At 55.5% G+C, this 12,858-nt stretch carries 12 protein-coding genes; 5 read left to right on the plus strand and 7 right to left on the minus strand.

Annotated features, from left to right (window positions below; translation table 11 throughout):
- Window positions 1-36: 36 nt before the first annotated feature.
- Window positions 37-1,005 carry a DUF932 domain-containing protein gene (locus tag BLL42_RS17545; RefSeq protein WP_071553211.1) on the minus strand — a complete coding sequence of 323 codons (969 nt, stop codon included), beginning with the start codon at window positions 1,003-1,005 and terminating at the stop codon, window positions 37-39.
- A 53-nt stretch (window positions 1,006-1,058) separates the two neighbouring features.
- Complete coding sequence (locus BLL42_RS17550) at window positions 1,059-1,388, minus strand: hypothetical protein (protein WP_071553212.1); 330 nt, start codon at window positions 1,386-1,388, stop codon at window positions 1,059-1,061.
- A 670-nt stretch (window positions 1,389-2,058) separates the two neighbouring features.
- Here BLL42_RS17550 and BLL42_RS17555 point away from each other — a divergent pair.
- Together BLL42_RS17555 and BLL42_RS17560 are read left to right on the plus strand one after the other, a co-directional pair.
- Window positions 2,059-2,397, plus strand: coding sequence for a helix-turn-helix transcriptional regulator (locus BLL42_RS17555; protein ID WP_081427313.1), 339 nt, complete (start codon window positions 2,059-2,061; stop codon window positions 2,395-2,397).
- Window positions 2,398-2,726: 329 nt separating this feature from the next.
- Window positions 2,727-3,812 (plus strand): YagK/YfjJ domain-containing protein, encoded by a 1,086-nt coding sequence (locus BLL42_RS17560; RefSeq protein WP_071553213.1) that lies wholly within the window; start codon window positions 2,727-2,729, stop codon window positions 3,810-3,812.
- Window positions 3,813-3,881: 69 nt separating this feature from the next.
- Here BLL42_RS17560 and BLL42_RS17565 read toward each other — a convergent pair whose 3' ends face one another.
- The 4 genes from BLL42_RS17565 to BLL42_RS17580 all read right to left on the minus strand — a co-directional run bounded on the left by BLL42_RS17565 (window position 3,882) and on the right by BLL42_RS17580 (window position 8,479).
- Window positions 3,882-4,682: a hypothetical protein gene (locus tag BLL42_RS17565; RefSeq protein ID WP_071553214.1), complete on the minus strand. Its 801-nt coding sequence runs from the start codon at window positions 4,680-4,682 to the stop codon at window positions 3,882-3,884.
- 1 nt (window position 4,683) lies between these two features.
- Window positions 4,684-5,895, minus strand: a complete 1,212-nt coding sequence (locus BLL42_RS17570) for a tyrosine-type recombinase/integrase (protein WP_071555783.1) — start codon at window positions 5,893-5,895, stop codon at window positions 4,684-4,686.
- Between the two features lie 212 nt (window positions 5,896-6,107).
- On the minus strand, window positions 6,108-7,187 hold the full coding sequence (trmA, locus tag BLL42_RS17575; RefSeq protein WP_071553215.1) for a tRNA (uridine(54)-C5)-methyltransferase TrmA: 1,080 nt from the start codon (window positions 7,185-7,187) through the stop codon (window positions 6,108-6,110).
- On the minus strand, window positions 7,184-8,479 hold the full coding sequence (locus tag BLL42_RS17580; protein WP_071553216.1) for an NCS2 family permease: 1,296 nt from the start codon (window positions 8,477-8,479) through the stop codon (window positions 7,184-7,186). Before BLL42_RS17580 ends, trmA begins: the two co-directional genes overlap by 4 nt.
- A gap of 225 nt (window positions 8,480-8,704) precedes the next feature.
- Here BLL42_RS17580 and BLL42_RS17585 point away from each other — a divergent pair, with 225 nt between their 5' ends.
- Window positions 8,705-9,142, plus strand: a complete 438-nt coding sequence (locus BLL42_RS17585; RefSeq protein ID WP_408004032.1) for a DUF4879 domain-containing protein — start codon at window positions 8,705-8,707, stop codon at window positions 9,140-9,142.
- 81 nt (window positions 9,143-9,223) lie between these two features.
- Window positions 9,224-9,775 carry a DJ-1 family glyoxalase III gene (locus BLL42_RS17590; RefSeq protein ID WP_071553218.1) on the plus strand — a complete coding sequence of 184 codons (552 nt, stop codon included), beginning with the start codon at window positions 9,224-9,226 and terminating at the stop codon, window positions 9,773-9,775.
- On the opposite strand, the gene BLL42_RS17595 is transcribed toward BLL42_RS17590, so the two are convergent.
- A complete protein-coding gene (locus tag BLL42_RS17595) occupies window positions 9,741-11,024 on the minus strand; it encodes an MFS transporter (protein WP_071553219.1) in 1,284 nt (427 codons plus the stop codon). The genes BLL42_RS17590 and BLL42_RS17595 overlap by 35 nt on opposite strands.
- Window positions 11,025-11,421: 397 nt before the next feature.
- On the opposite strand from BLL42_RS17595, the gene BLL42_RS17600 reads away from it, so the two are divergent.
- The gene (locus tag BLL42_RS17600; protein ID WP_071553220.1) at window positions 11,422-12,855 is read left to right on the plus strand and encodes a cytochrome ubiquinol oxidase subunit I; all 1,434 of its coding nucleotides are present in this window, start codon (window positions 11,422-11,424) and stop codon (window positions 12,853-12,855) included.
- Window positions 12,856-12,858 lie beyond the last annotated feature (3 nt).

Here is a 12,858-nt window from a genome sequence, read left to right on the forward strand (position 1 = left end):
AGGGAGGCGTAGGCCTCCCTTTATGCGGCGGGCTTTTCAAGCCACCAGTTGCAGGGCCGTGCTGAGCGCTCGTTGTTTGATGACCGCGCCTTGGCCGAACCACGCTGTATCCATGCGGTACTCGTTGCTGCGGGCGCGACGCTCGTGGTCGACATACTCGGTGACGGCGTTGAGCAGGCCCCAGGCGGTGCCTTTAGCGGCTTCCAGCTCCGCCCCTCGGCCATGCCCCTCATACAGGCTCAGCACCTTGGTTAAGGCCCGTTCATTCGAGAGCCCAGTCCGCTCCGGGTTACCGGTTGCCGCCTCGCACAGCACGCTTCGCAGGTAGTCCTTGGCTTCGTGGGCTTTTACGGGGCGTGCGGCGAGTGTCCGCATGCGGTACATGAAGTCGTCCCACTGCGAAACGGTGATGCCCAACTGTTGCTTCACGGCTCGCGGATCAAAACGCGTACTGTGCGGCACCTTGATCGCCTGGCTGGCACCATTGATGGCAATACTCAGGGTGTTATTGCAGACCACCCGAATGGTGGTCGGGGTCGCCGTGGTGGCCAGCGTGCCGTCGCAGGAGGTGGCCAGCAGCAAATAGCCATTGACCACGTCATTGCCCTTGAGGGCGGTCGACTGTCCGGTCCTCGCCAGCGCCCAGAGTTTGCGCCCGCCTTTCAGCACGCCAGCGGTTTCCAGCTCATAACCCGAGTGCTCGGTCAGGTCCCGGTAAAACTCCAGAACCTCACGCGGTTGCACCACCTGGTAGCGTTGCGAGACCACCGACAGTGGAGCTTTGGTATCGGAGCGAAAGAGCACTTTCTGTTCTGCAAACGAGTGAATGGTGCCAAGGTTGCCGACATTATCGGCTTTGAAGTGAACCGGACTTTCCTGAATCTGCCAGTTCATACCGGCTTCGCGCTGCCAGATTTCCAGCGGTTGTTTGGGAGAGAGCTGACTGCCCAGGCCATGCCAGGGCGTGGCGCCAACGTAAGCCATTTGTTCAATGAGATGAGCCATGTGATGTATACCGAATAGTGGATGGGTACGAAGTGATGACGGGGCGTTGTGGTTTAGTTACGAGCTCTGAATGTGTAGTCGCACTGTAGGCATTGATAGTTATCCAGAACTCGCTCATCAACTTGTTCGCCAAGCGTGGCGCCGGCTACACCGCCAGCGGCTGCGCCAAAGAGTCCACCAAAAATAGCCCCGGCAATGCTGCCTACAGCAATTCCAACCGGTCCACCGACGACGCCCAAAGCGGCGCCAGCTTCAGCGCCGGATAAAGCACCAGTAACACCACCGGCGGCGCCACCGACAGAGCCGATAAGTCCGCCTGTTTTCCTTCCGAAGTCTTTGGTGGTTACTCGGTCGGAGTTGCAGTTAGGGCAGGTAATATTCATTTTTAAATTCCTCTCTATTTCACGCGTGAGGGCTCAATGACTCACTCATCGTTGAGCGTTCATTCGAGTGATATAGGCTTGAAACTTTATTGAGTAGAATTTAAATGAAGACGCTGGGTGGTGACTGGAAGGGGGGGCTCTGGACTCAGTTTGCCTGACTGCTTCTTGGGGGGCTGACCAAGCCGCCACCCACCCGTAAATCTGCTGAAATAGTCAGCCACCGACCTCAGTCGCCCCGCATGAGCCAGATGAGCTTCCTGGCGCCGAATTCGGAGATCCTGTCGCGTGCTGATAGGGAGTTAACGTCGAAAAAGCCCAAAAAGGACTTAACTTTTCAAGAAAGGCCCTAATATTTGACATCGCGAGTTATTGAAAAACGCAGGGTAAGGAGATGAGCGGTCCCGATAGGAGGGACAGTCACGTGGCATTCCCCGCAAAAATCCGTACGTGGAATTATCACATAGGTCTCCTGCCTCCGCTATGTGACGCGTCCTGGATGAAGGGCCGCAGTGAGGCCCGAAATCGTGATGACTTGTGAGTGTTGTCAAGGGCTTACCGCCAGCCAGTGAAGAGCTAGAAGTAATCGAAAGCCGCTCAATCCCCTCGGCCCTCCGTTCAGCAGAGCAGCCCGTCACGTACGGGGCGTAGAGCCCCTCCGGTAGAAAAAAACATGCGCGCGCTGCGCAGTATTTTTTTTTACAGGCAGCGCTTGTTGAGATTCGGAAGGTTCGTTGATTTACAGTTTCCTCCGTCAAGTCTAGTACGCCTTCGGAGGCTAATCGTGAGTTCAGGAGTCACTGCCCATCCTAGGATTTTACGTTTGAAGCAGGTGCAGGAAAGAGTAGGGCTGGGACGCTCGACAATCTATGATCGTATAAATCCAAAGTCGCCTCGTTATGACAGCTCATTCCCCAAGCCGATTAAACTGGGCGTGTCAGCTGTTGGGTGGATTGAAGCAAATATTACTACTTGGATTGAGAGCCGAATGTTTGGAGGTTGCTCTGGATAAAGTAGTAATAAAGCGGTTTACTTTAAGGGGGTAAATGGCACTAACTTTAGAATGCGCTCTTAGATGAAAGCTGGCTTTTTACTGTGTTTATTTTTCTAAAAGACGGGGTGATCCCCGTTTTTTATTGCTTGTAATTCTGGAGTTTATATTATTGTAATTATCTTGTAGTTGTAATGGTCTTGATCTCATGTGCTGAAGCTGTGGTTTCAGCTTGGTTAAGGGCTTAATAGTCAGTGGGGTGAAATGGCTGATTTCGGGTGACATTAATTCGGTCAGATCAGGCACTGAATCTGGCCTATTTATTAAGGTGAATTGCGATTGATAAATTATTGAAGGCGGAGATTAAAAGGGCTTTAATCGATGGTGGCATAATTGAAATGGACGGGGTATCCGTCATTACGGAAGAGCGTGACATACTTTGTGCTATTGAACGAATCGAAAGGGTCGTTAGGAAGGTCGTTGGTACAGCTGATATTTTGTTTTCATTAGAGAGGAAAACAATGAAATTGGCGAAGGCGCCCCCTGTGATGGTGAGTACGCATGTTGGAAAACTTGTGTTGGGAGCGCTAAAGACAGACTTTTATAAAATGAAAAAGTATTTTCCCTGTCATGTATTAAATCCATATGTCGATGCGTTTATACGGCGCGTGAAAAAGTTTAAATTGAAGGCTGAATTTAATTCGGCGCCTTTTGAAACGGTGGAACAGTCAGTTAAGGTGTTTAATTGTTTCGTAGGCAGTCTTAGAAAGAGAGTGCTCTCCGATAAGTTCAAAAAGAAAATAAATAGCTACAACCACACTTCGAATAAAAATTTTAAAGGAATGCGTGAATACATTAACGCGCTGTTTGAACGCTACGCTAGGCTGCTTGTGGTTAGGGTGGACTTGAGTTATGAAAATAAATATTGTGGTAGCTACAAGTCTGCGGAGGGTATAGCCTGTGAGCAAGTAAGAGTACATAGGGAGCGACTTTTATATGATCTAAAAAATAAGCTGTTTTCAGATTCGATGGTCGGTTATGTGTGGAAGTTGGAGTACGGCTTAAGTAAGGGTTATCACTATCATCTGCTGGTTTTTTTTGATGGTTCACTAGTTCGTGAAGATGAAACCCTTGCTTTTATGATCGGGCGACATTGGCGGGAGGTGGTGTCCGACAATAAAGGGATTTTCCATAACTGTAATGCCGAAAAGGAAGGGTATAGAAAGATTGGCTTTGGTATCGGTATAGGCATGATCAATCATGATGATTATATCTTAAGGAAAAATCTAGAGAGGGCGGCAGCCTATCTCACAAAAACTGATTACTACATCAGAACGGTTATTCCGGACAACGGGAGAACGTTTGGGAAGGGAGGTAAACCCAAGCCTAAGAATGACCGGCGAGGGAGGCCAAGGAAAGCCACTGCTGTGGCATAGGCTTATCCTTGCATCGTTTTAGGGGGGGCACTGAATTATTCAAGTTTCTGCTTGCTGCATGTTGGAAACTCAACGAGTTACCTGCATGCGCAAGATCGAATAAGTCAGCGGCTCCTCCGTTTTTTGGGTTTTGTGCTTTGTCGACGATGCTTTAAAAGCCTCTTGGATTTCCGTTTCTTTTAACGCGTACAACCAATTTTTTGCCGTAGCTTCTGGGTCTGTAATAATCGTCCCCAAACCCTTTTCCATAATGAAGCGCTCCAACGCCTCTCCGATCACCTCAGCGGCCTGTTTTTTATTTTTCCATCCGGTAGGAGGTGGAGCCAATTCCCTGAGGAGTCGGATCATTTCGTCCCGTACAATGAGGTGTTTCTCTTTAGTTGCTTCGCCACCCTTACGCTGACGAGATAACGCCTCATTAGCTTTGTGTTCTTGGTTAAAGCTCTCCATAGCTTGTCCGATAAGCTGGTTGGCATAGGTGATTAATGCCCAGGCCTTGTTTTTGTTGTCGGAAATATTAAGTTTTTTTGCTTGCAAGCATGCGGCGCAGGCGAGGCAGAACAAGGCGTCATTTTTACGTGGTAATTCTGTTCCCGGAAAGACGCTTTCAAAGTTAAGGGTTATTAACGTTTCGTGATTGGTTTTTTCATCCTCAATGGCACAAGAAACTTCGTCCAATACTTCGTTGAAGTTGTCATCTGGACGCACTATTTCTAATATGTCTTTAAGGCTGGTGAGGCTGTTCTCTATGATTGTGTCAAGGCTTAAGTTTGATTTGCTTTCAAGAATAGTTTCCTGATTTTTGAATTCAAAAACAGTTTCAGGGTTTGCGAGTTCAAAGATGGATTCAAGATTTGTGAATTTAACCACGTTAGCAGTTCTTCTTAGACGGTTGGGTGAGGAAACAAGTCCAATCTGTCATGAGTGTACGTCGCTTGTCGAGGAAATCGGAGCGAGAGTACGCCCCCTCAGTTTGGTCACGTTCGTCATGCGCCAACGCCATCTCGCAAACCTCACGTGGGTAGTGAGTGCATTCGCCCGCCCAGTCACGAAATGAGGAGCGAAAACCATGTCGCGTGATCTGTTTGTGGCCCATGGCATGCAGCAGCGTTCGTATGGCATTTTCGTGCATTACCCCGCTCTTGCCCTGGCCTGGGAACAAGTATGGGCTACCTGCAACTCGTGGAATGCTCTGTACTAGTTTTACGACCTCATCGGCAAGTGGCACTACAAAGGCCACTCGCATTTTCATACGCTCATCAGGCAGCGACCAGGTGCCGGCTTCCAGATCAAACTCATCCCAACGAGCAAGTCTCACCATGTGTGCACGTGCGCTGGTCATGATCAGCAGTTGAGCGGCCCAAGACGCTGGAGTGGTGTTTAGGGCGAGTTTAGCCATCAGGGCGGGCACGTCCTGCCAGCGCAACGCTTCAAAGTGCGTGCTTTTTCGAGCTTTCTTCTTTTCAGCGCGACTCAGTAGGTTGTCCAGGTGGCCGCGCCAACGGGCGGGGTTTTCTCCCACACGAAGGTTGCGGGCCTTGGCCGCGTCTAGGATCTGTTCAATCTGGCCGCGTACCTCGTCGGCGGTTCTGGTTTTGGTGGCCCAGATGGGTTGCAGTACTTTGAGCACCTGCGTAGTCCCTATCTCCTCGGCTGACAACTTGCCGATGTGGTCAAAGGCATACAGCTCCAGCTTTCGCAGCCAGCCTTTACGCCACTTATCTGACCAGATGCTTCCGTGTGCCTCGCAGTACTCTTTCGCAAGTGTCTCGAACTTCAGCTGCTTTGCTTCGTTGGTTCGCTGTGCTTCGCGTTGGGCAGCACGCTCAATGTCGCGAGCTGCTAGAGGATCTACACCGTCGCTCAACTGGCTTCGTTTAGTGCTGGCTTCTTGTCTGGCTTTCTTGAGACTCACTTCAGGGAATGAGCCCAAGCCCATCTCTCTGCGACGGCCTGCCAGTTGAAAGCGAAGTAGCCAAGACTTGCGACCGGTAGGTTTGACGACCAACCGGAGGCCGTCACCATCTTCATAGGTGCCGGGCTCGGTCAGGTTTTCGACTTGTTTCGGATTCAGCTTACCCATTGTTTTTCCCCTGTCGTCCCTTTTGTCCCCCCACCTGTCCCCCCACTTCATCGTCGGATGAGGTCATATGGCGTTGAACGCCATCGGACAAGGGGATGCCTTAGCACCCCGTAATAGCTAGGCTATCAGGTGGATTCTCGGATGGGATAGGTTTATTTCGGACAATAAAAAAGCCGTCATCAAGACGGCTGTTTTGTCGTGAGGGTGTGCAATCAACGCCGGGTCAACAAGACCCCGGATTCCATGTGGTGCGTCCACGGGAACTGATCGAACATCGCGCAGCGGGTGATGCGGTGGGTGTCGTGCAATTGGGCAATGTTGGCCGCCAGCGTTTGCGGGTTGCACGAAATGTACAGAATGTTCTCGAAGCGTCGGGTCAGCTCGCACGTGTCCGGGTCCATGCCGGCGCGTGGTGGGTCGACGAACACGCTACCGAACTCGTAGCTCTTGAGATCAATGCCGTGCAAACGGCGGAACGGGCGAACTTCATTCAGCGCTTCGGTCAGCTCTTCGGCAGACAGGCGCACCAGGCTGACGTTATCCACAGCGTTTTCACTGAGGTTGCTCAGCGCCGCATTCACCGAGGTTTTGCTGATTTCGGTGGCCAGCACTTTGCGCACGCGGGTCGCCAGCGGCAGGGTGAAGTTGCCGTTACCGCAATACAATTCCAGCAAATCGTCGGAACGATCGCCAAGGGCGTCATAGGCCCAGTTGAGCATCTTCTGATTCACCGTGCCGTTCGGCTGGGTGAACGCGCCTTCCGGTTGGCGATAGCTGAAGGTACGACCACCGACTTCAAGTTTCTCGACCACATAATCATGGCCGATCACTTCGCGTTTGCCCTTGGAGCGACCGATCACGCTGACATTCAGGTCCGCGGCCAGTTTCGACGCCGCCGCGTGCCAGTGCTCGTCCAGTGGGCGGTGATAACACAAGGTGATCATTGCATCGCCGGCCAGGGTGGTCAGGAATTCCACCTGAAACAGCTTGTGACTCAGGGCGGCGCTGGCTTGCCAGGCGGCCTTGAGCTGCGGCATCAACTGGTTGATGCGCAGGCTTGCGATCGGGAACTCTTCGATCAGGATCGGCGTGCGTTTGTCTTCCTGGGAGAACATCGCGTAGTGACGCTCGCCGGCTTCGCGCCACAGGCGGAATTCGGCGCGCAGGCGAAAATTCGCCAGCGGCGAGTCGAACACCGCAGGTTCTGGTGCATCGAACGGCGCCAGCAGGTCACGCAAGCGCGTGGCCTTTTCTTCGAGCTGAGCCGTGTAAGCCTGGGAATCGAAAGTCATGCGTTGAACCAACCCAACTTGATCACAAACAGAATCGACAGAATCACCAACGCCGGGTTCAGTTCACGGCCACGGCCGGACAGCAACTTGATTGCAGTCCAGGCAATGAACCCGAACGCGATACCGTTGGCGATGGAATAAGTGAATGGCATGGCCAGGGCGGTGACCACCACAGGCGCAGCAACAGTGATGTCGTCCCAGTCTATTTCTGCCAGGCCAGAAGTCATCAGTACGGCGACGAACAGCAGGGCAGGTGCGGTGGCGAAGGCCGGGACGCTACTGGCCAGCGGTGCGAAGAACAGCGCCAACAGGAACAGGATCGCTACGACAACAGCCGTCAAACCGGTACGGCCACCGGCGCTGACGCCCGCTGCCGACTCGATGTAACTGGTGGTGGTCGAGGTGCCCAGCAGGGAACCGGCCATGGCCGCGGTGCTGTCGGCGATCAACGCACGACCCATTTTCGGCATGTGGCCGTCCTTGCCCATCAGGCCGGCGCGCTTGGCGACGCCGATCAGGGTGCCGGAGTTATCGAACAGATCGACGAACAGGAAAGCGAAAATCACGCTGACCAGACCGATGTCCAGCGCGCCTTTGATGTCCAGTTGGAGGAAGGTCGGCGCTAGCGAAGGTGGCATCGCCATCACGCCGCCGAAGGGTGTGAAGCCCAGGACGATGGAAGCGATGGTCACGGCCAGGATGCCGATCAGCACTGCACCGCGCACTTTCAGGGCTTCGAGGGCGACGATCAGCGCAAAACCCAGGGTCGCGAGGATCGGTGCCGGTTGTTTCAGGTCGCCGAGGCCAACCATGGTGGCCGGGTTGCTGACCACGATGCCCGCGTTATGCAAGGCGATCAGCGCCAGGAACAGGCCGATACCGGCGGCAATCGCCGAGCGCAACGCCAGCGGGATGCTGTTGATGATCCATTCGCGGATGCGAAAGATCGACAATAGGAAAAACATGACCGCCGAGATGAACACCGCCCCCAGCGCCACTTGCCAGGTGTGGCCCATGTGCAGAACCACGGTGTAGGTGAAGAAGGCGTTCAGCCCCATGCCCGGCGCCAGCGCGATCGGGTAGTTGGCGATCAGGCCCATCACCGTCGAACCAATGGCCGCTGCCAGACACGTCGCGACAAACACCGCGCCCTTGTCCATGCCGGTCTCGCCGAGGATGCTCGGGTTGACGAACAGAATGTAGGCCATGGCCAAAAAGGTCGTGATACCGGCAAGAATCTCGGTACGCACGTTGGTGTTGTGTGCCTTGAGTTGAAACAGCCTTTCCAGCATGTCTGCTCCCCGTGGCGCGCCCGGCGCCGTGAATGTATCGACTTCAACAGCAAAGCACAGGCCACTGCAGGCGCCTGAGTATTTTCTGTCGGTCGGAAAAAGCCGCGCATCATACCAGCAGCGTGGGGTAATGGTTGCGATCGTCGGCGATGTTTTGCCATAAACCGGAGTGGGGCATACTGCGTGCTGGTTTTGGGAGTGGATATGTCTTCTATAAAGAGCAGGATGATTCTGGCATTTGGCCTCTCTGGCAGCGTGTTGGTCGGTGCACACACCGCACTGGCAGCGTCCGCACCGCCGCTGAGTGAAGTCAAGGTCCTCAAGGTCCAGTCGACTTCCTGCGGCATTGAAGATATTGCGCCAGGGCAAGAGAAGACGAAGTGCGATCACGCAGGCCCCGGCATCAAGGTTTATGTGCTGGAGATCGGCTACGGCCGTCTGCCGACTGCAACGCTGGACGGCTTTGAAGTCGATGGCGTACGGACCCGCGTCTGTGCCTACGGTAACGGCAATCTGACGGAATGCTCCGGCATGGCCAGCAAGATCGTCGGCAATCTCTACATCTTTGATCTGGCAGGTAAGCAGGAAGGGACGTTCAGCTTCAGCAATACCTCGATCAATGCCCCCGGCAATACGATGTCGACGCAGCTGTACATCAAGTAGCTTTCATTGGGTAACAGCACCGCTCGAACATCTGCCAGCAAAGCTGACTACGCTTTAAAGATCACCCTGTGGACGCAGACCATGACCTTTAGAGCCCTGATTACCCTTGCCGAAGGTATCGACGACCTGCAAGGCGTGACACTGATCGACGTGTTGCGTCGTGCGAAAGTCGAAGTGGTGGTGGCGAGCATAGAATCTCGGCGCATGCTCACCTGCGCCCGTGGCACCCGTCTGACTGCCGACGCAATGCTCGTCGATGTGCTGGCGCAACCGTTCGATCTGGTCGTTTTGCCCGGTGGCGCCGTAGGTGCTCAGCGCCTGGCCGCTCATCAACCCTTGTTACAGCTGGTCAAGGATCAGTCCGCCGCCGGGCGCCTGTTCGCCGGTATCGCCGAGTCACCGGCGCTGGCGCTGCAAGCCTTTGGCGTATTGCGTCAGCGGCGTATGACCTGCCTGCCTGCGGCCAGCCATCATTTGCTTGGCTGCACGTTCGTCGATCAACCCGTGGTCGTCGACGGCAACTGCATCACCGCCCAAGGTTCGAGCGCTGCCCTGGCGTTTGCATTGGCGCTGGTCGAACGACTGTGTGGCAAGGCCGTCAGGGCTGCGGTGACATCGGAGTTGCTGGTTTAGCGGACTCCATTGAGGTTTGCGGCTCAGCCACCGGCACATGCATGCGGTCGCGTTGGGCCAGGGTCGGGAACAGTTTGATCCACGTCCCGGTGACCAGCAGGGTACCGATCCCGCCCATGACCACTGCCGGTACGGTGCCGAACCAGTGGGCGGTGAGGCCGGATTCGAACTCGCCCAACTGATTCGAGGCACCGATGAATAAACCATTCACGGCGCTGACCCGACCGCGCATCTCGTCCGGGGTTTCCAGTTGCACGAAGGACGCACGGATCACCATGCTGATCATGTCGGCGGCGCCGAGCACCACCAGTACCGCCAACGAGAACCAGAACGAGGTCGATAGACCGAAGGCGATGGTCGCGACGCCGAACACCCCGACGGCCGTGAACATGATGCGTCCGACGTTGCGTTCCACGGCAAACCGCGCCAGCCATAACGACATCAGCAAGGCACCGACCGCTGGCGCCGAGCGCAGCAGCCCCAGCCCCCAGGGACCGGTCAGCAGGATGTCCTTGGCAAAAACCGGCAGCAGCGCCGTGGCGCCCCCGAGCAATACCGCGAACAAGTCCAGTGAGATTGCGCCCAGAATGTCCGGGCGGCTGCGAATGAAACGAATCCCTGCGAGCAACGAATCCAGGGTTGCCTTGCCCTTGTTCAGCAGGATTTGCCGTGCGGGCAGATTGAGCATGAGGGTGCAGGCGATGAGGTACAGAATCACCGTCGGGCCATACACCCAGACGCTGCCGAAGGCATACAGCAGACCACCCAGCGCTGGCGCGACGATGGTGGCTGACTGCTGAGCCGACTGGGACGCGGCCACCGCGCGCGGAAACAGCGCATTAGGGACAATCGTCGGCAATAACGCCTGGGTGGTCGGCATTTCGAATGAACGGGCGGCGCCGAGCAGGAATGCCAGGATGAAGATCATTTCGCGGGTGACGTGGTCAGTGGCGCTGCCAATGGCCAAGGCGAGGGCGATCATCGCCTGCAAGGACTGGCAGATGGCTGCGACCTTGCGCCGATCATAGCGGTCTGCCACATGCCCGGTGTGGAGCATGAACAACACCCGTGGCGCGAACTCCACCAGCCCGACCAGCCCCAGGTCCAGCACGTTGCCGGTGAGTTGATAGAGGTTCCAGCCGATGGCCACGGTAAGCATCTGGAAACCGCTGGCGGTGAACACCCGTGCCAGCCAGAACGCAATGAACGGGCGGTGATGACGCAACAACAACGGCGCTTGGGTTGGCATCGGCAGGCAGGTCTGGGCGGCGAAAAATCGAGATTATCACCAAGTTGTAACCTGAAGTTGCGTGTGCGGAGAATTCTGTTAGCCAGACACCTGTCCTGGAACCCACGTCCTACCTTCGCCACAGCGAATACCACCGCCCTGAACACAACGGTGAGGCAACCTGTCACGCGGCAAAAGACCACACGGTCGGGCGCGGAAAATGGGACTACTCTTTCATCGTTACTTGATCCAGATCAAAGCCCTTGGTGGATTTGCTCTGACGGCCAGATGGCCAGACTCCCTGCGTTGCGATGGTAGTAAAAAAACAACGAATTTGAATTCGCCACACTCCATAACCGTGGGGGCGGTGGGTGCAGGCTTCCAGCCAGCAGCCGTATTACCTGACAGAGGAAGACTTATGTTCGGTTTGGAGGCACTTGATCTCGCCCGAATTCAGTTCGCGTTCACCATCTCGTTCCACATCCTGTTCCCGGCGATCACCATCGGCCTGGCGAGTTACCTGGCAGTGCTCGAAGGCTTGTGGCTGAAGACCCACAACGACACCTACCGTGATCTGTACCACTTCTGGTCGAAGATCTTTGCCGTCAACTTCGGCATGGGTGTGGTTTCCGGATTGGTCATGGCCTATCAGTTCGGCACCAACTGGAGCCGCTTCTCGGACTTTGCCGGTTCCGTCACCGGGCCGCTGCTGACCTATGAGGTACTCACGGCATTCTTCCTCGAAGCCGGTTTCCTCGGCGTCATGCTGTTTGGCTGGAACAAGGTCGGGCGCAAACTGCACTTCTTCGCCACCGTCATGGTGGCCATCGGCACGCTGATCTCGACATTCTGGATTCTCGCCTCCAACAGCTGGATGCAAACCCCACAGGGCTACGAAATCGTTAACGGCCAGGTGATTCCGGTGGACTGGCTGGCGGTGATTTTCAACCCGTCGTTCCCGTACCGCTTGATGCACATGGCCACGGCCGCCTTTGTGGCCACCGCATTTTTTGTCGGCTCGTCGGCCGCCTGGCACCTGTTGCGGGGTCGTGATAACCCGGCGATCCGCACCATGCTGTCAATGGCCATGTGGATGGCCTTGATCGTCGCGCCGATTCAGGCGGTGATCGGTGACTTCCACGGCCTTAACACGCTCAAGCATCAACCGGCAAAAATCGCCGCGATTGAAGGTCACTGGGAAAACGTCGGCAATGAGCCGACCCCGCTGATCCTGTTCGGCTGGCCGGACATGAAAGCCGAGAAGACCCGATTCGCGGTAGAGATTCCGTACCTGGGCAGCTTGATTCTGACTCACTCGCTGGACAAGCAGGTCCCGGCGCTCAAGGAGTTCGCACCTGAAGACCGGCCGAATTCGACCATTGTGTTCTGGTCGTTCCGGATCATGGTCGGGTTGGGCTTTCTGATGATCTTCACCGGTCTGTGGAGTCTGTGGCTGCGCAAGCGTGACAGGCTGTATTCGAACCGTGCGTTCCTCTACCTGGCGTTGTGGATGGGGCCGTCGGGCCTGATCGCGATTCTTGCCGGTTGGTTCACCACTGAAATCGGGCGTCAGCCGTGGGTGGTGTACGGGTTGATGCGGACCGCCGACGCTTCATCCATGCACAGTTTCTTGCAGATGAGCATTACCCTGGCGCTGTTCGTCGTGGTGTATTTCTCGCTGTTCGGTGTCGGTCTGGGCTACATGCTGCGCCTGGTGCGCAAAGGGCCGAAAATCAACGAAGGTGCCGAACCGAGCCACGGTGGTCCTGGGCAGCAACGTACACCGGCCCGTCCGCTTTCCGCTGCCGACGATAACGGTGATCACAGCCACAGCCTGAACAAGGGGAATTGAGTC

The organism is Pseudomonas frederiksbergensis, from assembly GCF_001874645.1.
GTDB classification, from domain to species: Bacteria; Pseudomonadota; Gammaproteobacteria; order Pseudomonadales; family Pseudomonadaceae; genus Aquipseudomonas; species Aquipseudomonas frederiksbergensis_B.